Raw genomic sequence first — 23,558 nt, 5'->3', positions numbered from 1 at the left:
GACAAGGGGTGACTCGTGACGCGAGGAAATTCACCCGGCTGGCGTGCGTGACGAACGCGACGCCTGCGGGGGATTTCACAGCAGCCGACCGAGACCCGTGAAGCAAGGTCCTGCTCGACGCTTTCCTGTCGGCCTTGCGCCTGTGCATGAAAAGCGGCCACAAAAAAACCGGGCGGTGCCCGGTTGCAGGAGTCTAGCATGAATCCTTGTGGGATGAACCCCGCGGACCTCTCGAGCGACGTTCATCCACTGCGCGGCCTCTGATGCTGCCAGAGGCCGCGCGCAACATCCCCGAAAGCAAGCCTTCGGGCTGAGTGATGCTGCTTACTTGCTGCCACCCTGCGGGTCCTTGAAGAAGCGGAAGAACTCGCTGTCCGGCTGCATGACCATCATGTTGCCATCGCCCTTGAAGCTGTCGCGATAGGCCTGCAGTGAGCGGTAGAAGCGGAAGAACTCGGTATCCGCCCCGTAGGCACCGGCATAGATGGCAGCGGCGGAGGCATCGCCCTCACCGCGCAGGGTCTGCGCCTGTTCTTCGGCCTGCGCGAGCAGAACGGAACGGCGACGATCGGCATTGGCCTGAATCTTCTCGGCCTGCTCCTGACCCTGGGCACGATACTCACGTGCCTCACGCTGACGCTCGGTCTTCATGCGCTCGTAGACCGCCTGGGAGACTTCGTCCGGCAGGTCGATACGCTTGACGCGGATATCGAGAATCGACACCCCCAGTTCCTTGCGCATCACCTCGTCGAGCTCTTCGGTGGGCTTCTTCATCAGCGCGTCACGCTGCTCGGAGATGATCTGCACCAGCTCGAGCTTGCCGAACTCGTTACGCAGACTCTCGTCGACACGCGGCGCGATCAGGCGCTCGGCCATCTGCTCGTCGCCGGAAGTCGCTTCGTAGTAGCGCTTCGGATCGACGATCTTCCACTTGACGAAGGAGTCGACGATGACGGCCTTCTTCTCGCGGGTCAGATAACGGCTTGCCTGGGCATCCAGCGTCAACACGCGCGTATCGAAGGTACGGATCGTGTTGTAGACCGGCAGCTTGAAGTGCAGACCGGGCTGGATGTTGTCTTCCACCACTTCACCAAACTTGAGCTTGATGGCGCGCTGGGTCTCATCAACCGTGTAGAGGCTGTTGCTACCAAGCCAGGCCACTACGGCCAGACCGGCGACGGCCATCAGTGAGCGATTGTTGATCATTAACGACCCTCCCGACGGATGCTGTTGCTGCTGTCAGTGCTCTGGCTGCGGCTCAGGGCATCACTCGCCTGTCGGGACACACGGTCCAGCTCACTACGACTCATGCCACTGCTGTCTTCGGCGGCAGCACTGGACTTGTTGGCCAGCTTGTCCAACGGCAGGTACATGAGAGAATTGCCGTTCTCGACATCCACCAGCACCTTGTTGGTCTTGCCGAGCACTTCACCCATGGTTTCCAGATACATGCGCTCGCGGATGATTTCCGGCGCCTTCTGGTACTCGGTCAGCAGGGACGTGAAGCGGTTGGCCTCACCCTGGGACTTCGCGACCACGGACTCCTTGTAACCCTCGGCTTCCTCGATGATGCGCTGCGCCTGACCCTGGGCTTCCGGGAGAATCGAGTTCTCGTAGGCCAGTGCCTGGTTGATCGTGCGCTGACGATCCTCACGCGCCTTGATGACGTCATCGAAGGAATCCTGGACCGCTGCCGGCGCAGAGGTGGACTCGACGTTGATGGTCTGCAGCGTCAGGCCGACACCGTAGTTGTCCAAATAGGACTGCAGGCGCGACTTGACGTTGCTGGCCAGCAGTTCACGACCGGAGGTCAGGATGTCGTTCATGTCGGCACTGCCGACTTCGTGACGCAGCGCAGAGTCCATGGCGTTCTCGAGACTGATCTCGGGCGCACGGACGTTGAGCAGGAAGTCACGCGGGTTGGACACCTGATACTGCACGGACATCTGGACTTCGACGATATTCTCGTCCTGGGTCAGCATCGACTTGGTCTGGGAGAGCGAACGCACCTTGGTGACGTTGACCTCACGCACATCGTCGATGATCGGCGGATTCCAGTGCAGGCCCGGACCGACGATGTCGTTGTACTTGCCGAAACGCAGCACGACGCCACGCTCTGACTGATCGACCAGATAGAAACCGGAAGCCGCCCAGATGGCGACCAGGATGACACCGATGATACCCGGCAGTGCGAAGGCATTGGTGCTGCCACCGTTGCCACCATTGCCATTGCCACCGGCACCGCCACGACGCTTGCGGCCATTGCCGAGCATGCCGTTGAGCTTGTCCTGGAATTTCTTCAGCGCTTCGTCGAGGTCGGGCGGTCCACCATTGCCACCGCCGCTACCCCCGCCCCCCTTCTTGTCCCCGTTGCGACCACCGCCGCTCCACGGGTCATGCTGGTTGCCGCCACCCGGCTCATTCCAAGCCATACGTCGTCTCCACTCAGTCGATGTTCCGCTCGTCATTATGATGACGCCGCCCTGCCAGCTGCGACCGGTTCCATGCCTTGAGCCTGATGGCCTCCGGCGACCGATTCTCTCGTACGGCATGGCGACGCGTCCCTTGCGGGAGAAGGCCATGGCCCTGCCCGACGACCATCGTCCGTCGGACGGCATCCAGCCAATCCTGCTGAATGCCCGCTGCTCTGACGCGCAGGGCAGGCCCTGCGCGAGGGCATCCATCGTCATTCGTGCGCGGCGATGGATGCCGGGTAGTGCTTGCCACTGCAATGCGACAACGGTGCGATGCTGCGTCGCGCGCCACTTCTCGTCGAGCGCAGCGCAGCGCACCGGCGCAAGTCTCGCTACCAGACGGTATCAGGACTTGTGCGTGACCGACACGCGATGCTTTTCCGCGCGTTCGGCGGACAGCTCACGCTGCCAGGCTTCGCGGTCGTCATGTTCACCGCCGAGATAATCTTCAGGCGATTCACCAAGATGCGACAACAACTGCAGAAAGTCGCGTTTCTCGAGACGAATGTCCAGCAGCGCATTGCCCTGCTCGTCATATTGCTCGTCCTTGACCGCGTCCAGCTCATGCAGGCCTGCCCGCAGACGGGACTTGGCAGGCCCCAGCGTCAGCTGCATGGAGATGACGTTGTCGGACAGCAGCTCGGCGAAGGCCTGCATCAGCAGATCCAGCCCCTTGCCGTCGCGTGCCGACAGCCACACCGCCAGCGGACGACCGAAGCCATCACGCTCGATGCGCGGCGCCATGTCGAGTCGATCGATCTTGTTCATGACCAACAGACGCGGCACATCACCGGCATCGATCTCGCTCAGGACGTGATTGACCTGCTCGGTATTGCGGTCATTCTCCGGGTCTGCGGCGTCGATGACATGTACCAGCAGATCCGCTTCCGCCGCTTCCTGCAGGGTCGCCTGGAAGGCTTCCACCAGCTTGTGCGGCAGATGACGAATGAAGCCGACGGTATCGGCCAGGACTGCCGGACCGACATCCTCGAGCTCCAGACGACGCAGCGTCGGGTCCAGCGTCGCGAACAGCTGATCGGCGGCGTACACCTCGGAGGTGGTCAGCGCGTTGAACAGCGTCGACTTGCCGGCGTTGGTATAGCCGACCAGCGACAGGCTCGGGATCTCGGCACGCGCACGGGCACGGCGGTTCTGATCGCGCTGCTTGTGCACCTTCTCGAGTCGCTTGTGGATCGACTTGATACGGGCACGCAACAGGCGACGGTCAGTCTCGAGCTGGGTTTCCCCCGGGCCTCGCAGACCGATACCGCCTTTCTGACGCTCAAGGTGGGTCCAACCCCGCACCAGGCGGGTGGACATGTACTCGAGCTGTGCGAGTTCCACCTGCAGCTTGCCCTCATGGGTCCGCGCACGCTGGGCAAAGATGTCGAGAATCAGACCGGTACGGTCGATGACGCGACACTTGAGCGTGGCTTCGAGGTTTCGCTGCTGGGAAGGACTCAATGAATGGTTGAAAATGACCAGCTCGGCTTCGTGCACGGCCAGGGCCTCTTGCACTTCCTCAAGCTTGCCTTCTCCGATGAACGTACGGGAGTCGGGGCGGGGCCGGCTACCCTCGATGAGGGTCGCCGGCACGGCGCCTGCCGAACGTACGAGTTCGAGGAGCTCACCGGCATCCTCGCGTTCTTTTTCGTCCCGGAAATTGACATGCACCAGGACGGCCGTTTCACCGGCTTCGGGTCGTTCGAAGAACAATCAGCGCCTCTAACTTCAGCTTTCTGTGGACGGCACGCTCGGATCCTGGGCCGGCAGGCGCACATTGCGCGACGGCACCACGGTCGAGATAGCGTGCTTGTAAACCATCTGGGAGACAGTATTGCGCAGCAGGATCACGAACTGATCGAAGGATTCGATCTGGCCCTGCAGCTTGATGCCGTTGACCAGGAAGATCGAGACCGGGATACGTTCCTTGCGCAGGATGTTCAGGTACGGGTCCTGGAGTGATTGACCTTTGGACATGTGACTCTCCGTAAAAATGTCTCGTTCGAGGTAAGTATGGTTATGTTCGCCAGCGCTCCGGGTTGCCCTCTTGAGGGGGCTTCACGGGCGCGGGTCGTGACCGCTCATGTTACGCTAAGTGCAGGTCTGGCGCACGATTTTCAAGGTTTCACTGTAAGGATCTACACCCATGGAATCTACCGGGTGAATCCCCTGCCAGCTCCGCAACCAGGTCAACTGTCGCTTGGCGAGTTGACGCGTCGCGATGATGCCGCGTTCGCGCATCTCATCCCGGCTCAGATGGCCATCGAGAAAATCCCACACCTGACGGTAGCCGACACAACGTATCGAGGGCAGGCCCGCATGCAGCTCCGGACGCGCCTTCAGCGCTTCGACCTCGGCAATGAAGCCCTGTTCCAACATCTGATCAAAACGCGTCTCGATACGTTCATGTAACACGGCTCTATCGTGGGGCGCCAGTGCGATCGCTATCGGCCGGAACGGAAGTTCCGCCTCTGGCTGCTCCGCGAGCAGCTCGCTCATCGGGCGCCCGCTGATCAGACAGACCTCCAGCGCGCGTGTCAGCCGCTGGGGGTCAGTGGCCCGAATGCGCTGTGCCGTGGCCGGATCAAGCCGCGCCAGCTGCGCATGCAGCGCCGACAGACCCTCGGACTGGATACGCGCCTCGAGCTCCGCGCGCAGCTCGGCATCCGCTGCCGGCAGCTCCGCCACGCCTTCCAATAGACGCTTGAAATACATCATGGTGCCGCCGACCAGCAGCGGCATCTTGCCGCGGGACTGGATCTCGGCGATATGCGCCAGCGCATCGCGACGAAACTCGGCGGCGGAATAGCTCTCCAGCGGGTCGAGAAAGTCGATCAGGCGGTGTGGCGCTCGGGCCAGCTCTGCCGCGCTCGGCTTGGCCGTGCCGATATCCATGCCGCGATAGATCAGCGCCGAATCGACACTGACCAGCTCCGCGCCCTGCTCCTCATGCCAGCGAATGGCGAGGTCGGTCTTGCCGGAGGCCGTCGGCCCCATCAACAACACGACAGGCGGCTTGTCAGCCACCTCAGGCGCGTGGTGTCGGGAATCTTCAGGGGGTTGAATCTGGGTCATGGCCTATTGTCTGGGCTGGGAGGTGAATCAGGGGTGAACCGCTACGACACGGGGCGTCATCTACTGGCCGCGCAGGAACAGCTTGTCGAGCTCATGCATCGAAAGCTCGGTCCAGGTCGGCCGGCCATGATTGCATTGCCCGGAGCGCTCGGTGCGCTCCATGTCACGCAGCAGGGCATTCATTTCCGGAATCGTCAGACGGCGGTTAGCGCGCACGCTGCCGCGACACGCCATGTCGGCGAGCAGTTCATTCATGTGCGCCTCCATGCGGTCACTGCGTCCATAGCGCTCGAGATCTTCCAGCATGCCGCGCACCAGGGGCTCCACATCGGCATTGCCGAGCACGACCGGCACCTGACGCACCAGCAGAGTTTCCGGCCCGGCAGCGTCCAGCTCGACGCCCAGACGCGTGAACGCCTCGGACTCGCGCTCGAAGGTACCCATCTCACGCGAACTGACCGCCAGCGACACCGGCACCAGCAGCGGCTGGGCCTCCAGATGGCCGCCACCGTGAACGTGCTGCTTCATGCGCTCATAGGTGATGCGCTCATGAGCGGCATGCATGTCGACCATCACCAGCCCGCGCGAGGTCTGCGACAGGATATAGACGCCGTGCAGCTGCGCCACGGCGTAGCCCAGCGGCGGCGTGTCATCGTCGTCACTCTGGGCCGGCAGACCACGCATCACCACTGCCGAGCTGCCTGAGACCGAACCACCCGAGACCGAACTGCCTGAGACAGACGGCGCCGACATGCCAGGCCCTGCGTCGCTGGAAGGCGCTCCCGCCGGCGCCGAGTCGACCCGCCAGCCGGGCGCAGACTCCCCGACACCGGCCTGCGCACTGCCCTGTCCTGCGCCCTGTCCTGCGCCCTGCCCTGGCCCGTCACCCTCGCGGCCACCTTCGCCCAGCGTGACACGTGGCGCACGCCGTGCCTCACGTTCGGCACTGGCGATCGCCGCCGGATCATTGGCCACGCCCGCGCCGCCTGCGCCGCCACCCGGCGTGAGCAGATGATCTTCGCTGGGGTGCAGTGCCCGATAGCCGGCCATGAACTGACGCACACGCTCGGCACTCAGGCGTTCGCTGGAGCGACCATCACCGGCAGGCGGCAGCTGCGAGGAAGGCTGCCAGGGGGCCGCAGGGCGGCCTGCAGGCGCGCTTGGCGAGGCTGACGAGTCGCCCCCGGCCTGCGGACCGGCCGATGACGGTTGCTGTTCAGTGGCGGCATTTGGCTGGGCATCCTGTTCCTGACGGCCAAGGCGCATGCCCTGCTGCTGCCAGCCGGGGTCCTCTTCCTTCTCCTGCCCCTCGATGCCGGTAGGCGCGGCGCTGTTGTCACCGGGGCGCACCTCGGCCAGCGCCTTGTGCAGGCTCGAGAACAGGAAGTCATGCACCAGGCGCCCGTCCCGGAAGCGCACTTCGTGCTTGGTCGGGTGAACATTGACATCTACCACCGTCGGGTCGAGCTCCAGGTAGAGCACGAACACCGGATGCCGACCATGGAACAGCACATCGCGATAGGCCTGACGCACGGCATGCGCGACCAGGCGGTCGCGCACCACGCGGCCATTGACGAAGAAGTACTGCTGATCGGCCTGGGCACGCGAGTGCGTCGGCAAGCCCACCCAGCCGGACAGGCGCAGGCCGGAGGCCTCGATATCCAGATGCAGCGCATGCTCGAGGAAGTTGCGCCCCAGCAACGCACCGATGCGCCGCTCCACCGTCAGGGTGTCTTCACCGGCGCGCAGCTGGTGCACCACCTTCTGGTTGTGGCGCAGCGTCCAGCCGATGTCGTGGCGTGACAATGCCAGCCGCCGGAAGCTTTCCTCGACATGACCGAACTCGGTCTTCTCGGTGCGCATGAACTTGCGGCGCGCCGGCGTATTGAAGAACAGATCACGCACCGCGACGCTGGTGCCACGCGGATGCGGCGCCGGGGAGACGCGCGGCGCCATCTCGCGCCCTTCCGCCACCACCCGCCAGCCATTGGCCGGTTCCTCCGAGACATTCGAGAACAGCTCCAGCCGCGAGACCGAACTGATCGAGGCCAGTGCCTCGCCCCGGAAACCGAGGCTCGCCACGCCCTCGAGATCATCCAGGCTCTCGATCTTGCTGGTCGCATGCCGTGACAGCGCCAGCGGCAGGTCTTCCTCGGTGATGCCGCAGCCGTTGTCGCGCACGCGAATCAGCCGCGCACCGCCACCTTCCAGCTCCAGCTCGATGCGGGTGCTGCCGGCATCGATGGCGTTCTCGACCAGCTCCTTGACAACGGAAGCCGGCCGCTCCACGACCTCACCCGCCGCGATCTGGTTGGCAAGGCGCGGATTGAGGATACGGATCCGTCGCTCGCCAGGGCGAGCGGGCTGCATGTCGGTCAGCTCGTCAGACATCGATAGACTCCTGGATACACGAGCGAAAAACGCCGCTTCTCTGAAAACGATACTGTCCGCCGACCCAGCCACGGCAAGCAACGCATGCCGGAACTGCATCAGCGGACAGTGTCTGCGCCCCGCCAACGCAAGGCGCGGTCAGGGCGACTTCATGACGTCAGGTTCAGCTGCGCGGGATCTTGAGCAGCTGGCCCACGCGCACCGTGTCGCCACTCATGTTGTTGGCCTGCTTGAGGGCCGCCATGCTCACGTTGTGGCGCTGGGCCACTTCCGACAGCGTATCGCCACTCTTGACGCGATATTCGCCGCCGTTGCCACCGCGTGCCTGGCTGCGCTGCCATGCCAGCAGACTCGCGGGCGGCGGATTGCGCTCGAAGTGGCTCTGGATTCCCGAGAAGATCGAGCGCGCCAGCTTCTCCTGATAGGGGCCGCTGTTGAGGTTGCGCTCTTCCTGGGGATTGGAGATGAAGCCCGTCTCCACCAGCAGCGAGGGGATATCCGGCGACTTGAGCACCACGAAGCCCGCCTGCTCCACCTGTCGCTTGTGCAGGGAATTCATGCGTCCGAGGTTGGCCAGCACGCCGCTACCCGCCGCCAGCGAGTCATTGAGCGTTGCGGTCATGGTCAGGTCGAGCAAGACGCCACGCAGCATCTCATCCTTGTCATTCAGGCTGAGATTGCCATCCACGCCCCCGATCAGGTCAGCACGGTTTTCAGTGGCGGCCAGCCAGCGTGCGGTCTCGGACGTCGCCCCGCGGCTTGAGAGCGCAAAGACCGAGCTGCCGTGCGGGCGCGGGCTGTTGAAGGCATCGGCGTGAATCGAGACGAAGAAGTCCGCCTTCTGCTCACGCGCGATCTCGGTGCGCTTGCGCAGCGGAATGTAGTAATCGCTGTTGCGGGTCAGGATGGCCTTGAAGCCGGGCTGGGCATCGAACATGCGCTTGAGGCGCTTGCCGATCTTGAGCACCACATCCTTCTCACGAGTCCCGCTGGGGCCGCTGGCGCCCGGGTCTTCCCCGCCGTGGCCAGGGTCGATCGCGATGATGATGTCACGCTTGGGATGTGCCGCCGCCTGCGTATTGACCACAGGTTCCGCCGGCTCGCCCTTCAGCTTGCGCTTGGCCGCGGCCTGTTCCTGCTCGCGGATACGGGCCTCGATGGGGTCGATGGGGTTCTCGACCGCCGACTCGCCGGGGAACTCGAGATCCACCACCAGGCGATTGCCGTACTTGGCATTCGGCGCCAGCGTGAAGTCCTTGGGATTGACCGGGCGCGTCAGGTCGAGCACCACACGCAGGGCATCCCCCTGACGCCCGCTGCGGATCGACTTGATGGCACTGCCTTCGAGATTCAGCGCGGCGAACTTGCGCTCGACCGCGGCACTGGCCACTTCGCTGCCGGCAAGGTCGATCACCAGACGGCGCGGATTGTCGAGGCCGAAGACCTTGGCCTTGGCGGCACTGTCGAGATCGAACACCAGCCGCGTGTGGTCCGGTGCGGTCCACAGGCGCAGGTTCTCGACCTTGGCGGCCAGCGCCTGCGGCGCCAGCACCAGACTGGCAAGCGAGCAGACGACGCCACCCGCCAGCCAGCGACGGAAGCTGCGCGCCAGACGCATACGGGGGATTTTGGACGCTATTTCAGGCATCAGACAGGATGACCCAGACAGAAAGAACATGAATGAAGATAACGAATGATCGGACACTGCGCCGCCAGACAACGCAAGCGGAACGGCGTCATCATGCCTGAGAGGTTCGGCGCTCGGCCAGTGTTGCCAACCAACCCTCACCTCGCGGTGTCAGGGCAGTCAATTCGGCCTCGCGTCCTTCGTCGGCGACGAACAGCGTGATGCGCAGATCCGGCGTGGGCAGAAAGCCCTGACCACAGCTCGGCCACTCGATCAGCGCCAGGCTGTCGGCGGCGAGCAGATCGCGCCCCCCGATGAACTCGAGCTCTTCAGGGTCGGCGAGGCGGTAGAGATCGAAGTGGTTGATGTGCCACTCGCCACCCTCGGCCCGTGGCAGCACGTAGGGCTCCACCAGGGTGTAGGTCGGGCTCTTGACCGCACCCTGGTGACCATAGGCGCGCAGCACGCCGCGGGTCAGGGTCGTCTTGCCCGCCCCCAGCTCACCCTCAAGGAACACCAGCCCGCGGCCGGCAAGGATATTTCCCAATTGAGTGCCGAAGGCAACCTGGGCGTTTTCATCAGACAGAAGTATGCGCATCTCGGGCCCGTGGATTGAGCAATAAATGCATATAGGATGCCAGATCACCCGCGAGCAGGCCACGTTCACCACGCTCCTGTACCGCCCGGTCGGCCGCCAGGGCATGCACCAGCACCCCAAGCCTGGCCGCCTGCGCCATGGCGCGCGTGACTCGCCGGGCCTGCGCCGCCTCATCCTGGGAGGAACGCGGCTGGCGTGCATCGAAGCCGCCGTTGAGCGCCTGCGCCGCCAGACCCGCGATGATGCCACCCAGCACATCGCCCATGCCGCCACTGGCCATGCCCGGATTGCCATAGGGGCAGAGCGCCACCGCCGGCCCCTCGAGCCCCCCCGCAGGACTCGCCACCAGACTGCCCGCGCCCTTGAGCACCACGCTGCCGCCGAAACGCTGCTGAAGCGCTCTTGCGGCTGCGATCCGGTCACGTTCGACGTCCGCCACACTGCAATCGAGCAAACGCGCGGCCTCGCCGGGATGCGGCGTCAGCACCCAGTCGTCGCGACGGATGATGTCGCCTTCGCTCGCGCGCCAGGCCAGCAGGCTCAGGCCATCGGCATCGACGACCAGCGGCTGCCCCGCCGCCAGCACCCGCGACATGCCGCCCCAGCCCCACAGCATGCTCTCGAGACTCTCGGTGCCCATGCCCGGCCCGACCAGCGTCACACTGGCCTGTGCCAGCTGTGATTCCAGCACGGCGAAGCCATCATGGTTGCTGCCCTCAGGGCCACTATTGAGACCGCGCGCCATGACCTCAGGGCAGCGCGTCAGGCTGGCGCTGATATGCGCGGGCGCCGTCAGCAGCGCGACCTTGCCGGCGCCGGCCCGCGCCGCCGCCTCACTGGCCAGCAATACCGAGCCCCCCAGCCCCGGCCCGCCGCCGAAGACCAGCACACTGCCGGTATCGCCCTTGTGGGCCAGCGGCGAGCGCGGCACCAGCTCGGACTCCAGCCAGCGCGGTGTCAGCCGCTGCACGGCGTCCTCTGCCAGCAAGGCCGCGGTTCGCGACTGCGCGACCACCTCCGGCAACACGCGCGCCGCGCCCAGGCGCGCCAGACTGACGTGCCCGGCGTGCAGCTCGGCGCGTCCGGTGTGCAGGCCCGGCTTGTCGACCAGAAACGTCAGCGTCACATCCGCTTCCACGGCGACACCCGCGACCGCGCCTGTCGCGGCGTTCAAGCCTGAGGGCACATCCAGCGCCATGACATGCACGCCCTGCTGATGAGCGTGATTGATGCGCTCGATGGCTTCGACCACACTGCCGCGCGGCGCATCGCGCAGGCCGATGCCGGTCAGCGCATCCACCAGCAAGGGCCAGCCCTTGAGCAGCGCATCCGCCGCCTCCTCATCGGCCTTCGGCCATGCCAGCGTCTCGACACCAGCCTCGCGCGCCGCGATCGCGGCCAGCTGCGCATCACCGGTCAAGGCATCCTCCGGCGTCAAGGCGATGACTCGCACCTCGAAGCCCGCCAGCAATGCCAGGCGCGCCAGCAGATAGCCATCACCGCCATTGTTGCCGCCGCCACACAGCACGCACAGCCTGCGCGCCTCCGGCCAACGCTGACGCAGCAGATCGAACGCCGATTGCGCGGCGCGCCCCATCAGGCGCTTCTCCACCGGCGCCTCGCTCTGGCCACTGTCAGCGGCGACGGTCTCCTCCGCGAGCATCCAATGCTCCAGATCACGCAGCGCCGCCAACGGCCACAGACAGTTGACCGAACGCCACAGCGTCATGGTCGCCGAAGATGCCGGGGGGCAGGTCTGGTCAGAGGTCGATTCGTGCGCTGTCATGCCTACACTCCTTGTCTGGATATCCATTGCCTGACTGGATGTTCGTTGCCTGTCTGGACGCTCGTTGCCTGCCTGGATGTGCGTTGCCTATCGTGAGGCATGGCGCTGCATGCCGCCTTCCTTTCTACTGCGCCTTACCTGCCGTGCTCACGCCGTCAGGCAGCACGCTTGGGCTGACCGGCAAGTTGCGCTAAGGTGGCGCGCCTCTGCCCTCGATCTCGCTGGAACCCCCATGTCTGCTCCGCACTCATCCACCGCCGCCGCTTCACCTGCCGACACCGGGAGCCCCGCCGCCGATGAACAGGCCATGGCGGCACTGGCGACGCGCATCAAGACATGGGGGCGCGAGCTGGGTTTTCAGCAGGTCGGCATCACCGATGTCGACCTCTCGGCCCACGTGGCCTATCTGGAGCGCTGGCTGGCCAACGGCCATCACGGCGAGATGAACTTCATGGCCAAGCACGGCACCAAGCGCACTCGTCCTGAGGAGCTGGTGCCCGGGACACTGCGCGTCATCAGCGTGCGCCTCGATTACCTGCCGCCTGAGGTCGAGACCACTCAGGTGCTCAGCCAACCCGAACGCGCCTATGTGTCACGCTACGCGCTGGGGCGTGATTACCACAAGCTGATGCGCAAGCGACTGGCCAATCTGGCCAAGCAGATCGAGAAGGAAGTCGGCAAGTTCGGCTATCGCGCCTTCGTCGACTCCGCCCCGGTGATGGAGCGCGCCCTGGCACAGAAGGCCGGCATCGGCTGGTTCGGCAAGAACGCCATGCTGATGAATCAGCAGGCCGGCTGCCTGTTCTTCCTGGGCGAACTCTACACCGACCTGCCCCTGCCGGTGGACGCCCCCTTTGAAAAGGAACACTGCGGCAGCTGCAACGCCTGCAAGGTCGCCTGCCCGACGGATGCCATCGTCGAGGACAAGGTCGTCGATGCGCGGCGCTGCATCTCGTACCTGACCATCGAGCTCGATAGCGCCATCCCCGAGGAATTCCGCCGCCCGATGGGCAACCGCATCTACGGCTGCGATGACTGTCAGCTGTTCTGCCCCTTCACGCGCTTCGCCAAGGCGACCCAGGAGACTGACTTCTCGCCGCGTCATGATCTGGATCGCATCGAGCTGATCCGCCTGTTCTGCTGGGGGGAGCAGGAATTTCTCAGCAAGACGGAAGGCAGCCCGATTCGACGCATCGGCTACGAGAAGTGGCTCTCCAACATCGCCATCGGGCTGGGCAACGCGCCCTGGTCGGAGCAGGTCGAGCATGTGCTGCGCGCCCGTCTGGCCTACCCCAGCGAGCCACTGCGCGAGCATGTGCGCTGGGCGCTGAAGGAGCAGGCCATCAAGCGCGGCGCCCGCCTGGCCACCGCGCTTTGAGAGGCGTTGCCTCCAGGGCTATCGCTTTCAGTTAAGGAGCGATACTTAGACGATGCCCTGCTGGGTCAGCTTGAGGAAGGTCTTGCGGTAATGTGCAAGCTCCGCCAGTGACTCACGGATATCGTCCATCGCCTGGTGGGTCGCACGCTTCTTGAAGCCGTCGAGCGCGGCCGGATTCCAGCGCTTGGCCAGCTCTTTCAGGGTCGAGACATCGATGTTGCGATAGTGGAAGAATTCTTCCAGCAACGGCATCTCGTGCTGCAGGAAGCGGCGGTCCTGATGCACGCTGTTGCCACACATCGGCGAAGCGCCTGCCGCCACGTGCCGGGCCAGGAACTCGAGGGTCTGGCGTTCGGCTTCGGCGGTATCTATCTGACTTTCCTTGACGCGCTTCACCAGCCCGGATTCACCATGGGTGCGCGTATTCCACTCATCCATCGCCTCCAGCAGGCTGTCCGGCTGATGCACGGCCAACACCGGGCCTTCGGCGATCAGGTTGAGGTCGCCGTCGGTGACCAGCGTGGCCACCTCGATGATGCGCTCACGCGCCGGGTCGAGACCGGTCATTTCCAGGTCGATCCAGATGAGGCGGTCGGCCTGCGCGGTGGGATTTGCCATGGGTCACTCCTTGCTGAGCAGATGATGGAATGGCGCGGGACGCCAGTCGATGACAGCAGTATCACACGCCATCCCGGGGCGTCGCACGACACCCGAGGGCGCAAAGGGTACAATCGCGCCGCAAAGGGGGGAAGACTCTCCCATCCCTGGCGAACGAACGGCGACCGGAGTCACCAGCCAAGCATGAGTAAACGCAAGCTAAGCCGCCAGCAGCAATGGCGAATCGAGAAGGTGCAGGCCGAGCGTACCAAGCGCGCCGAGAAGCGCGAGGCGCAGGACCGTGACAAGCTCGACGCCGGCGAATATGGCCCGGAGCAGCATGGCCGTGTCATCGCCCACTTCGGGCGCAGCCTGGAAGTCGAAAGCGAATCCGGCAGCCTGCACCGCTGCCACCTGCGCGCCAACCTCGAGACGCTGGTCACCGGTGACCGGGTCATCTGGCGCGAAGCCAGCGATGCCAGCGGCGTCGTCGTCGCGCGTGGCGCACGTACCACCGAGCTTGAACGCCCCGACATGCGCGGCGTGCTCAAGCCGGTGGCGGCCAACATCGACCAGATCCTGATCGTGTTCGCCGCCGAACCCGCCCCGCAGCCCAACCTGATCGACCGCTATCTGATCGCCGCGGAAGCCACCGGCATCACGCCAGTGCTGGTGCTCAACAAGGTCGACCTGCTGCCGGAAAGCGGCGGTGAGCTACGCGACCTGCTGGCACGCTATGAAGCGCTCGGCTACGAAGTCGTCGCCTGTACCACGCGTGGCGAGTCGGGGCTCGATGCCCTCAAGGCCCAGCTCAGCGACCGCACCTCGGTCTTCGTCGGCCAGAGTGGCGTCGGCAAGTCGTCCCTGATCGGCATGCTGCTGCCCAGGGAAGAGGTTCGTGTCGGCCCGCTGTCGGCCGAATCACGCCAGGGCATGCACACCACCACCACCGCCTGGCTCTATCACATGCCGGATGGCGGTGACCTGATCGACTCACCCGGCATCCGCGAATTCGGCCTGGTACACCTGACTCCCGAGCAGGTCACCGACGGCTTCCGCGAGTTCCACGACTATCTCGGCTATTGCCGCTTCCGCGACTGCAAGCATGAGAAGGAGCCGGGCTGCGCCCTGCTTCAGGCCGTGGACAACGGTGAGATCGGCCGCGTGCGCTTCGAGAGCTACAAGAAGATTCTGCTCTCGCTGACCGAGAGCTGATCAGGCGCTATCAAAAAAGCCGTCAACAAAAAGCCCCGCCAGGCAGTGACTGCCTGGCGGGGCTTTTTCATGCTCGAGGCCCTCGAGTTACATCACAGCCTCGAGACACATCACCACCGCTTTCGAAGCCTAGCCTTCCAGCAACAGCAGCAGTGACAGCGCGAACAGCACCCACATGGTCGGGCGAATCTCGCGCGCCTTGCCGACGCCGAGCTTGATGACCACGAAGCTCAGGAAACCGAACACGATACCGTGGGTGATGGAGTAGGTCAGCGGAATCATCACCATGGCGATGAAGGCCGGAATCGCATCATCGAACTGGTGCCAGTGGATCTTGCCGATCGGCTCCATCATGAACACGCCGACCAGAATCAGCGCCGGAGCGGTCGCGATGGACGGCACCAGCGACAGCAGCGGCGCCAGGAACAGGAACGGCAGGAAGCAGAGCGCCACCACCACCGCGACCAGCCCGGTGCGTCCGCCCTGACTGATACCGGCCGCCGATTCAATGTAGGCGTTCGCCGGGCTGGTGCCGAGTGGTGCGGACACCAGCGCCGAGAAGGCATCGACCATCATCGAGCGACGGATATTGCGCGGGTCACCATTCTCGTCCTTCAGATTGCCCGCCTCGGCCACTGCCATGAAGGTCGAGAGCGCATCGAAGAACACCGTGAACAGGATGACGAAGATGAATGGCGCATAGGCCACCTTGAGCGAGCCGAGCAGGTCCAGCGCCAGCAGGCCGCTGAAATCAGGCGCAGCGAAGATACCGGTGAAGTTGACCAGCGTCGGCTGAGCGATCTCCGGCGGGAAGTAGGCGCTGCCATCCCCCCACAGACGCCCGATGGTGGTCGCCATCAGGGTCGTGACGATGATGCCGATGATCAGAGCGCCGTGGATGCGCTTCGCGACCAGGATGGCAGTCAGCGCCAGCCCCAGCAGGAAGACCACCAGTGAGGGCGTCATCGGCGCGACACTGACCACGGTGACAGGGTTGGAGACGATCAGCTTGGCATTCACCAGACCGATCAAGGTGATGAACAGGCCGATACCACAGGCGATGGCGTAGCGAAGCTGAGCGGGAATCGCATCGATCACCAGGCGGCGCACGTTGAATAGGGCCAGTACCGCGAAGATGACGCCGGCCCAGAACACGCAGCCCAGCGCGACCTCCCAGCTCATGCCACCGCCCAGTACCATGGTGTAGGCGAACAGGGCATTGATGCCCATGCCCGGCGCGACCAGGATCGGGTTGCGCGCGTACAGGCCCATCATCAGGCTGCCGAAGAAGCTGACCAGCACGGTCGCCGTGAGGGCGGCACTGAATGGCACGCCGGCGGCTGACAGGATGCCGGGATTGACCACGATGATGTACATCGACGCCATGAAGGTGGCGATGCCCGCCAGCACTTCCGTGCGCGTCGTGGTGCCTTCGGCACGCAGTGAGAATAGGCGCTCGAGCAAGATGATGACTCCCGTTCAGGATGAAGCGATTGAGTAGCAGCTCAGCGTCGACGAGACGCCGACATGCTGCACCGAAATGACACACGTTGAGCGCCCGCACCGCACTCGAAGAGTGCAGCAGCGCCACTGGCGACAGACAGTGTATTGCCTGGGGCCGCGAAGAGGGGGTTCCCGAGGGCCAGAATGTGGCATTCGCCCCAGGCCCGCTGCACTGAAACAAGCGCTTCTTTCGACAAGACCTACTGGCTACAAGACCTACTGGATCTACTGGCTGCTGGCTGGCCTCGCCAGTTGATCAGAAGCCTGTCCAGAAGGCTGTCCAGAAGGTCAGGTCATGGCGCGCACTGTGCCCTGCTGGCACACGCGTCGTCCACGTCTGTACCGTTATGCGTCCGTACTGGGCATTCACACGTTCGCCCCAGAATGTGACGCGCGGCATTATACTGAAAACATGTCGTTTCAGGGGACAAGATGGCAAGGAATCTGGCGCGGTGACACTTCGCCTCGCCGCAGTCACTTGATTGCATCTCTTGATCGCAGTGACTTGACCACAGTGCCAGCCGACGTGCCATGATGCCGGAAAGATCACTCTCTTCGTAGAAGCAAGGATTACGCCATGTCTCACGATTCTTCACACCCTTCCCCCTCGGAAGCCGACCTGCTGCCCTTGATCGTCGAACCGCAGCAGCTCGCGGAGATGCTCGACCATCCTGATATCGTGATCGTCGACGTGCCACTGAAAGCCGAGAGCCATGCGCGTCATGTGCCCGGCGCTCGCCTGCTCGACTTCAAGCAGCTGGTCGGCAGCAATGACGACGACATTCCCGGCGTGCCGAGCCCCGAGGCACTGTCTGGCGTGATGTCAGCCCTTGGCATCACCCGCGACAGCCATGTGGTGGCCTATGACGATGAAGGCGGCGGCTGGGCCGGACGCCTGCTGTGGACCCTGGCGCTGCTCGGTCATACCCGCTACAGCTACCTCAATGGTGGCCTGCACGCATGGCAAGGCGATGGCCTGCCGCTGAGTGACACCGCCAGCGACTGGAGCCCCAGCGAGTATCACGCCGCCTACATGGACACCAGCGTGATGGCGACGCGGGAAGACATTCTCGATCGACTGGCGACCGAGGACCCGCAGGAAAGCGTCGTGGTCTGGGATGCGCGCTCCGCGGAAGAGTATCGTGGCGAGAAGGGCCAGAACGCCCGCCTCGGCCATATCCCGGGCGCCGTGCATTTCGAGTGGACCGAGGCCATGGACCGTGAGCGCAACCTGCGCATCCGCGACTATGCGGAGCTGGTGACGGAACTGGGCGCTCGCGGCCTCAACCCCGAACAGCACATCGTGACGCACTGCCAGAGCCATCACCGCTCCGGTCTGACCTGGCTGGTGGGTCAGGCGCTGGGCTTCAGCGATGTGCGCGCCTATCCGGGCTCCTGGAAGGAATGGGGCAACCGTGACGATACGCCCATCGAACGCTGAAGGCGCTTGATCGCAGACTGGAACGCCCCTGTCCGGCGCCAGCACGCCAAGGCAGGCCATGCCGGGATGACACGCATGGCCTGCCTGGCAACTGTCGCCAGGCCCACGGCTGCGGCAATTCGCAGGCTTGAGCCGTTATTGACGATGGGCTAAGGTGCAGCCCAACTGCTGGCCGCCGCTGTTGCCGGCCAACGCCCGCCCTCTCGAGGAGCGGGCTTTTCATTCCTGAAAGTGCCTGCAAGGATCGCCATCGTGGATCGCGCCAAGCTGTTTTCCCTGAGCCAGTACCCACTGCCCCAGCACCTGATCTCACGCCTCATCGGCCGTGTCGCCGCCTGCACCAATCCGTGGGTCAAGAACACCTTCATCGAGCGCTTCATCAAGGCCTACGGCGTCAACATGAACGAGGCGCTCGAGGAGAATCCGCGTGCCTACGCCTGCTTCAATGACTTCTTCACCCGCGCCCTGAAGGCGGATGCCCGCCCCATCGGCGAAGGCCTGGTGTCACCGGCCGATGGCGTACTGTCCCAGTTCGGCAACATCGAACACGGCACTCTCGTACAGGCCAAGGGTCAGGCATTCTCGCTGACCCAGTTGCTGGGTGGCAGTGAAGAGCGCGCCGCGCCCTTCCGCAACGGTCGCTTCGCCACCGTCTATCTGTCACCGAAGGACTACCATCGCGTCCATATGCCGGTGGCCGGTCGCCTAGTTGAGATGGCCTATGTTCCGGGACGCCTGTTCTCGGTCAACGAAGCCACCGCCAAGCACGTGCCGGGCCTCTTCGCGCGCAACGAGCGACTGGTGTGCATCTTCGAGACCGAACACGGCCCGATGGCCATGGTGCTGGTGGGCGCGATGATCGTCGCGGCGATTAAGACCGTCTGGAGTGGTCAGGTCACGCCGCTTTCCGGTGATGTCGAGACGACCCGTTTCGATCAACTCATCGAGCTGGCGCATGGCGCCGAGATGGGCCGCTTCCAGCTCGGCTCCACCGTGGTGATGTGCTTCCCGGACAGCGTCGAGTTCGATGACGCCCTGACACCGGGCCAGAAGGTCAGCATGGGTCAGTCACTCGGCATGCGCCCGTCTGCGACAGCACCGGCCCCGACCGAGCCAGAAGAGCATGCGACAGAGACGGCGCAGGACACGCCGACCACAGACGAGAAATAAGGTCAGGCCTGGCGCAGCGCGAGCACGACACTCGTGCATAAAGCCCGCACATGAAACCCTGGCATAAAAAAAGGGAAGCCCCTGGCTTCCCTTTTTAACGACAGGAGACTGACCGCGCCCCTCGCCTTCTTGCCTTGCCCCGCGATGAACGTTGCCATCGGGGTGATCACTACCTTCAGTGCCCAAACAGATCAGAGTCCTCCATGACGGGCGTCGCGCTCTAACGACGCGATTGCCGGATGATGCCTCGAAGGCTCCGAGGGTTCGAGCCATCATCTGTCGCCTTCTTTCACCATGCCCGATAAAAGAAGACCCGCTGCGACCATTGCCCTGGTCCTGCCATCACCTTGTCTGCGGGCTTCGCAGGCAAGCGCCAACCCTCCACGCTGACTTCTCCAGTCTAGTCGACGCACGCTCGGCAAGCGTGTTGGTAATAAACGCTGGGATTCACGCAAATCACATCAAAAGCTGCCTCTCATGCCGGCTCTCAAGCACGTGATGCCGGGAAAGCGATGACCGCCGAGATATCGCGCTCCCCCAGCGCCAGCATGATCAGACGATCCAGCCCCAGCGCCACCCCGCTCCCCGCTGGCATTCCCGCCTGCAAGGCCGCCACCAGACGCTGGTCCGCCGCTACCTCAGGCAGGCCCTGGGCGACTCGCGCGGCATTGTCTTCGGCAAAGCGCGCCGCCTGCTCGCTGGCATCAGTCAGCTCGTCATAGCCGTTGGCCAGCTCGATGCCCGCCACGTAGGCCTCGAAGCGCGACGCCACCCAATCACCCTCACTGTCCTGATGCTTGCGCGCCAAGGCTGCCTGCGCGGCCGGGTACTCGGTGACCAGCTCCACGGTAGCTTTTCCCTGCGCTTCTATCCCCTGTGCCCCTCGCCCCTGCGCTCCTGCGCCCTGTGCTTCCGCGCCCTGTGACCCTGAGCCAAGAGTCGGCTCGATCACCAGGCTCATCAGCGCATCCAGGCAGGTCTCATGCGACCAGTCGTCAGCCGCGACCTCACATTCTCGCGCACAGGCGGCTCGCAGCTCCTCGAGCGAGGCCGTGAAGGGGTCCAGCGCCAGCACACGGCGAAACAGCGCACGGTAAGGCGTGATGGCAGGCCCAATCTGGGCGTCTTGAGACTCACTGAGCAGCGACGGCTTACCGGTCAGCTGTGCCCCGAGCGCCATCACGCGCCGGATCAGCTCGCAGGTCTCCGTCATCAGCGCCTCAAGACACATGCCGGGGCGATACCACTCCAGCATGCAGAACTCGGGATTGTGGCGGCGGCTGACCTCGCCATCACGGAAGGCACGCGCGATCTGGAAGATCGGCCCGCTGCCGGCCGCCAGCAGACGCTTCATGTGAAATTCCGGCGATGTCTGCAGCCACAGCGGCACGCGCTCACGCTCGCCCGGCAACTGCGCGGTCAGTGACAATGACGCGAGACCGACATCCGTCGACCCGGCCTGCCCCAGCACCGGCGTTTCCACCTCCAGCACCTCACGCTCGGCGAAGAAGGTGCGCACCTCACTGATCAGACGCGCGCGCTGGACGAGCCGCTCGCGCGTGGCAGTGGGCGCCCAGTCCTCTGCCAGGGCGGCGCCGGGCGCGGCAGCGGCTGAGAGAGGTGAAGCAGCGGCGGAAGAATCGGCATCAGACATGGACAGGCTCGAGGAAGGGATCAGCGGGAGACATTGGCCAACCGGGAGGGCTGATCGACACGATCGCCCTGCACGAATGACCAGCATGAGTGGCCAGCACAAACGATGATGCCCCGCACGAGGCGAGGCATCAGGGTGTTCACGACGTGAGCGAAAGGGCTCAGGCGCGAGACACGTACTCGGCGCTGCGGGTATCAACCTTGAGGACTTCGCCCTGGTTGATGAACAGCGGCACACGCACCACTGCACCGGAAGACAGGGTTGCCGGCTTGGAGCCACCGTTGGCGGTGTCGCCCTTGAGGCCCGGGTCCGTCTCGACGACTTCCAGCTCGATGAAGTTCGGCGCGGTGACGGCGATCGCGTTGTCGTTCCACAGCGTGATGGTGTAGACGACCTGCTCTTTCAGCCACTTGACCGTGTCGCCCAGCGCCTTGCCATCGACAGCGTACTGCTCGAAGGAGCCATCGGTACGCATGAAGTGCCACATCTCACCGTCGGTGTAGAGGTATTCCATGTCGACTTCCATGACATCGGCGGCTTCGATGCTCTCGCCGGACTTGAAAGTACGCTCCCATACACGACCGGTCTTCAGGTTGCGCAGCTTGACGCGGTTGAAGGCCTGACCCTTGCCCGGCTTGACCAGTTCGTTATCGACGATGGCACAGGGATCATTGTCCAGCATCACTTTCAGACCGGACTTGAATTCGTTGGTAGAATAGTTGGCCATCTTGCTCGCTCTCGACTCGTTAACGGGTCTTGCCCGCCATGAATTCCAGATTGCAGTCAATTGGCTGCAATCATGACTAGAAGTGATGCGCATGATAACCCGAACCCCTGCATCCTTGCATACCATCCCGCACACCAGCCACGAAAGTCGTGCCTCAGAGGCCTTCTCAACTGCCGCTGAAGCCCCGTCTGCCCCGAATGACTGGCGTGCACAGCTACGCGACGTGATCCGCTCTCCACAGGCTCTGCTGGAGCGCCTGGGGCTCGCGCGCGAGTGGCTGCCGGGCGCCCGCGACGGCCATGAGCTGTTCGCGATCCGCGTGCCCGAGGCCTATGCCAGCCGCATCCGCGCCAATGATCCCGACGACCCACTGCTGCGCCAGGTACTGCCGCTGGACGCCGAGACCGACGTGCTCGACGGCTACGTCACCGACCCGCTGGAAGAGGCCGAGCATACGCCGCTGCCGGGGCTGATCCACAAGTACACCAATCGGGTGCTGCTGATGGCCAGCGGCGGCTGCGCGATCAACTGCCGCTACTGCTTCCGCCGTCACTTCCCCTATGACGACCATCAGCCCAGCCGCGCGCAGTGGCAGGATATCCTCGACTACCTGCGCGCTGACGAGCGCATCCACGAGGTGATCCTGTCCGGCGGCGACCCGCTGGTCTCGCCCGACAAGCGCCTGGCGTGGCTGGTGGAGTCGCTGGGTGAGATTCCGCACCTCAAGCGCCTGCGCATCCACACGCGCCTGCCAGTGGTGATTCCGGACCGCGTCAATGACGAGCTGCTCGGCTGGCTGGGTGCCACGCGTCTGCAGAAGGTGCTGGTCATTCACACCAACCATGCCAACGAGCTGGACGACGCCGTCGCTGCCGCCATGACTCGCCTCAAGAGCGCCGGCGTCACCCTGCTCAATCAGGGCGTCATCCTGCGCGGCGTCAATGACAGCGTGGAAGTGCAGACAGCCCTCGCCGAGCGACTCTTCGAGTGCGGCGTACTGCCCTACTACCTGCATGCCTTCGACCCCGTACAGGGTGCCGCCCACTTCGCGGTCAGTGATGAAGAGGCCTGCAACCTGATGGAAGCGCTGCTTGAGCATCTGCCCGGCTTCCTGATGCCGCGCCTGGTACGTGAAGTGCCCGGCCGACGCTCCAAGACACCTCTTTCCAAGCCCCCTCTGTCCAAGCCCCCTCTGTCCAAGCCCACAGTGTCCAAGACACATCCGGGAGTCGACGCCGCCACCACTGGCCCTTCGGCGTCTTCCCCTGCGGGTGACGAGCGAGAGCCATCTTCGCTCAACCTGACGGGTATCATCGCCAGCGCGTGAATGGCGCACTGGCAGCGTGAGGCAACAACAGGCGGCGTGCTGCGCAAAATTTGCTACTATCGCTGGCCAATTTCATCATCGGCACACGCCCCGAGAGGCGTGGCCATGCTCAAGGAGCCCACCACATGCCTCATCTCGTCATTGATTATGCCGACAGTCTGGCCCCCAGCCTCGACATGGACGCGATCATGGATGACCTGCATGCCGCTGCCATGCAAAGTGGCCTGTTCAAGGAAACCGACATCAAGGTGCGCGCGGAAAGCTGGCGCCACTGGCGTCTGGCCGGCAATCAGGCACCGCTGGCGCACAAGCACGGCTTCGTCAACCTGCACTGCCACCAGCTGGAAGGCCGCAGCGATGACGACAAGTCGCGCCTGGCGGATATCCTGATGGAGGCCCTCAAGCCTCACTGCGAGGCGGCCCGCGAAGTCAGCGTGGAGATCGTCGAGATCACCCGCGCGACCTATCGCAAGCACAAGGCCTGAGCGCAAAAGTGACTCACCGCCCCTGAGGCCGCAGACGAAAACGCCCCGTGGCCGAAAGCCACGGGGCGTTTTTCCTTCTCATGATCAGCGATTCAGCCAACAGGCGA

At 64.2% G+C, this 23,558-nt stretch carries 19 protein-coding genes; 6 read left to right on the top strand and 13 right to left on the bottom strand.

Going from position 1 to position 23,558, the window contains the following annotated elements; genetic code table 11:
- Positions 1 to 324 precede the first annotated feature (324 nt).
- The 9 genes from hflC to LCW13_RS05430 all read right to left on the bottom strand — a co-directional run bounded on the left by hflC (position 325) and on the right by LCW13_RS05430 (position 11,954).
- Entirely contained in the window at positions 325 to 1,206 is an 882-nt protein-coding gene (gene hflC, locus LCW13_RS05470; protein WP_043335206.1) for a protease modulator HflC, read from the bottom strand.
- Positions 1,206 to 2,432, bottom strand: a complete 1,227-nt coding sequence (gene hflK / locus LCW13_RS05465) for an FtsH protease activity modulator HflK (RefSeq protein WP_153635357.1) — start codon at positions 2,430 to 2,432, stop codon at positions 1,206 to 1,208. Before hflK ends, hflC begins: the two co-directional genes overlap by 1 nt.
- A gap of 387 nt (positions 2,433 to 2,819) precedes the next feature.
- Positions 2,820 to 4,190, bottom strand: coding sequence for a ribosome rescue GTPase HflX (hflX, locus tag LCW13_RS05460; RefSeq protein ID WP_052384759.1), 1,371 nt, complete (start codon positions 4,188 to 4,190; stop codon positions 2,820 to 2,822).
- A gap of 15 nt (positions 4,191 to 4,205) precedes the next feature.
- On the bottom strand, positions 4,206 to 4,454 hold the full coding sequence (hfq, locus tag LCW13_RS05455) for an RNA chaperone Hfq (protein WP_043335203.1): 249 nt from the start codon (positions 4,452 to 4,454) through the stop codon (positions 4,206 to 4,208).
- Positions 4,455 to 4,568: 114 nt separating this feature from the next.
- The gene (miaA, locus tag LCW13_RS05450; protein ID WP_197738708.1) at positions 4,569 to 5,552 is read right to left on the bottom strand and encodes a tRNA (adenosine(37)-N6)-dimethylallyltransferase MiaA; all 984 of its coding nucleotides are present in this window, start codon (positions 5,550 to 5,552) and stop codon (positions 4,569 to 4,571) included.
- Positions 5,553 to 5,612: 60 nt separating this feature from the next.
- The gene (gene mutL / locus LCW13_RS05445; RefSeq protein WP_225347773.1) at positions 5,613 to 7,943 is read right to left on the bottom strand and encodes a DNA mismatch repair endonuclease MutL; all 2,331 of its coding nucleotides are present in this window, start codon (positions 7,941 to 7,943) and stop codon (positions 5,613 to 5,615) included.
- A gap of 163 nt (positions 7,944 to 8,106) precedes the next feature.
- Complete coding sequence (locus LCW13_RS05440; protein WP_043335201.1) at positions 8,107 to 9,561, bottom strand: N-acetylmuramoyl-L-alanine amidase; 1,455 nt, start codon at positions 9,559 to 9,561, stop codon at positions 8,107 to 8,109.
- A 121-nt stretch (positions 9,562 to 9,682) separates the two neighbouring features.
- On the bottom strand, positions 9,683 to 10,168 hold the full coding sequence (gene tsaE / locus LCW13_RS05435) for a tRNA (adenosine(37)-N6)-threonylcarbamoyltransferase complex ATPase subunit type 1 TsaE (RefSeq protein ID WP_043335197.1): 486 nt from the start codon (positions 10,166 to 10,168) through the stop codon (positions 9,683 to 9,685).
- Complete coding sequence (locus LCW13_RS05430; protein ID WP_172978629.1) at positions 10,149 to 11,954, bottom strand: NAD(P)H-hydrate dehydratase; 1,806 nt, start codon at positions 11,952 to 11,954, stop codon at positions 10,149 to 10,151. Before LCW13_RS05430 ends, tsaE begins: the two co-directional genes overlap by 20 nt.
- 307 nt (positions 11,955 to 12,261) lie before the next feature.
- On the opposite strand from LCW13_RS05430, the gene queG reads away from it, so the two are divergent.
- A complete protein-coding gene (gene queG / locus LCW13_RS05425; RefSeq protein WP_225348111.1) occupies positions 12,262 to 13,332 on the top strand; it encodes a tRNA epoxyqueuosine(34) reductase QueG in 1,071 nt (356 codons plus the stop codon).
- A 45-nt stretch (positions 13,333 to 13,377) separates the two neighbouring features.
- On the opposite strand, the gene orn is transcribed toward queG, so the two are convergent.
- Positions 13,378 to 13,950 carry an oligoribonuclease gene (orn, locus tag LCW13_RS05420; RefSeq protein ID WP_107335235.1) on the bottom strand — a complete coding sequence of 191 codons (573 nt, stop codon included), beginning with the start codon at positions 13,948 to 13,950 and terminating at the stop codon, positions 13,378 to 13,380.
- 183 nt (positions 13,951 to 14,133) lie between these two features.
- Between orn and rsgA the strand changes: the two genes are divergently transcribed.
- Positions 14,134 to 15,144 (top strand): small ribosomal subunit biogenesis GTPase RsgA, encoded by a 1,011-nt coding sequence (gene rsgA, locus LCW13_RS05415; RefSeq protein ID WP_153635354.1) that lies wholly within the window; start codon positions 14,134 to 14,136, stop codon positions 15,142 to 15,144.
- A 129-nt stretch (positions 15,145 to 15,273) separates the two neighbouring features.
- Here rsgA and LCW13_RS05410 read toward each other — a convergent pair whose 3' ends face one another.
- Positions 15,274 to 16,608 carry an NCS2 family permease gene (locus tag LCW13_RS05410; protein WP_153635353.1) on the bottom strand — a complete coding sequence of 445 codons (1,335 nt, stop codon included), beginning with the start codon at positions 16,606 to 16,608 and terminating at the stop codon, positions 15,274 to 15,276.
- A gap of 616 nt (positions 16,609 to 17,224) precedes the next feature.
- Between LCW13_RS05410 and LCW13_RS05405 the strand changes: the two genes are divergently transcribed.
- Together LCW13_RS05405 and asd are read left to right on the top strand one after the other, a co-directional pair.
- Positions 17,225 to 18,088 carry a sulfurtransferase gene (locus LCW13_RS05405; RefSeq protein ID WP_153635352.1) on the top strand — a complete coding sequence of 288 codons (864 nt, stop codon included), beginning with the start codon at positions 17,225 to 17,227 and terminating at the stop codon, positions 18,086 to 18,088.
- Between the two features lie 252 nt (positions 18,089 to 18,340).
- Entirely contained in the window at positions 18,341 to 19,258 is a 918-nt protein-coding gene (gene asd, locus LCW13_RS05400; protein WP_153635351.1) for an archaetidylserine decarboxylase, read from the top strand.
- A gap of 487 nt (positions 19,259 to 19,745) precedes the next feature.
- Here asd and LCW13_RS05395 read toward each other — a convergent pair whose 3' ends face one another.
- Complete coding sequence (locus LCW13_RS05395; protein ID WP_153636800.1) at positions 19,746 to 20,846, bottom strand: EF-P lysine aminoacylase GenX; 1,101 nt, start codon at positions 20,844 to 20,846, stop codon at positions 19,746 to 19,748.
- Positions 20,847 to 21,072: 226 nt separating this feature from the next.
- Positions 21,073 to 21,639 carry an elongation factor P gene (gene efp / locus LCW13_RS05390; RefSeq protein WP_043335182.1) on the bottom strand — a complete coding sequence of 189 codons (567 nt, stop codon included), beginning with the start codon at positions 21,637 to 21,639 and terminating at the stop codon, positions 21,073 to 21,075.
- Positions 21,640 to 21,730: 91 nt separating this feature from the next.
- On the opposite strand from efp, the gene epmB reads away from it, so the two are divergent.
- Together epmB and LCW13_RS05380 are read left to right on the top strand one after the other, a co-directional pair.
- On the top strand, positions 21,731 to 22,966 hold the full coding sequence (epmB, locus tag LCW13_RS05385; RefSeq protein ID WP_153635350.1) for an EF-P beta-lysylation protein EpmB: 1,236 nt from the start codon (positions 21,731 to 21,733) through the stop codon (positions 22,964 to 22,966).
- A gap of 125 nt (positions 22,967 to 23,091) precedes the next feature.
- Positions 23,092 to 23,451, top strand: a complete 360-nt coding sequence (locus tag LCW13_RS05380; RefSeq protein ID WP_043335180.1) for a 5-carboxymethyl-2-hydroxymuconate Delta-isomerase — start codon at positions 23,092 to 23,094, stop codon at positions 23,449 to 23,451.
- Positions 23,452 to 23,558: the final 107 nt, after the last annotated feature.

Origin of the sequence: Cobetia amphilecti (assembly GCF_020217465.1) — a bacterium.
Lineage (GTDB): Bacteria > Pseudomonadota > Gammaproteobacteria > Pseudomonadales > Halomonadaceae > Cobetia > Cobetia amphilecti.
The sequence above is the reverse complement of the archived record's forward strand: the minus strand, read 5'-3'. Positions and strand labels throughout refer to the sequence as shown.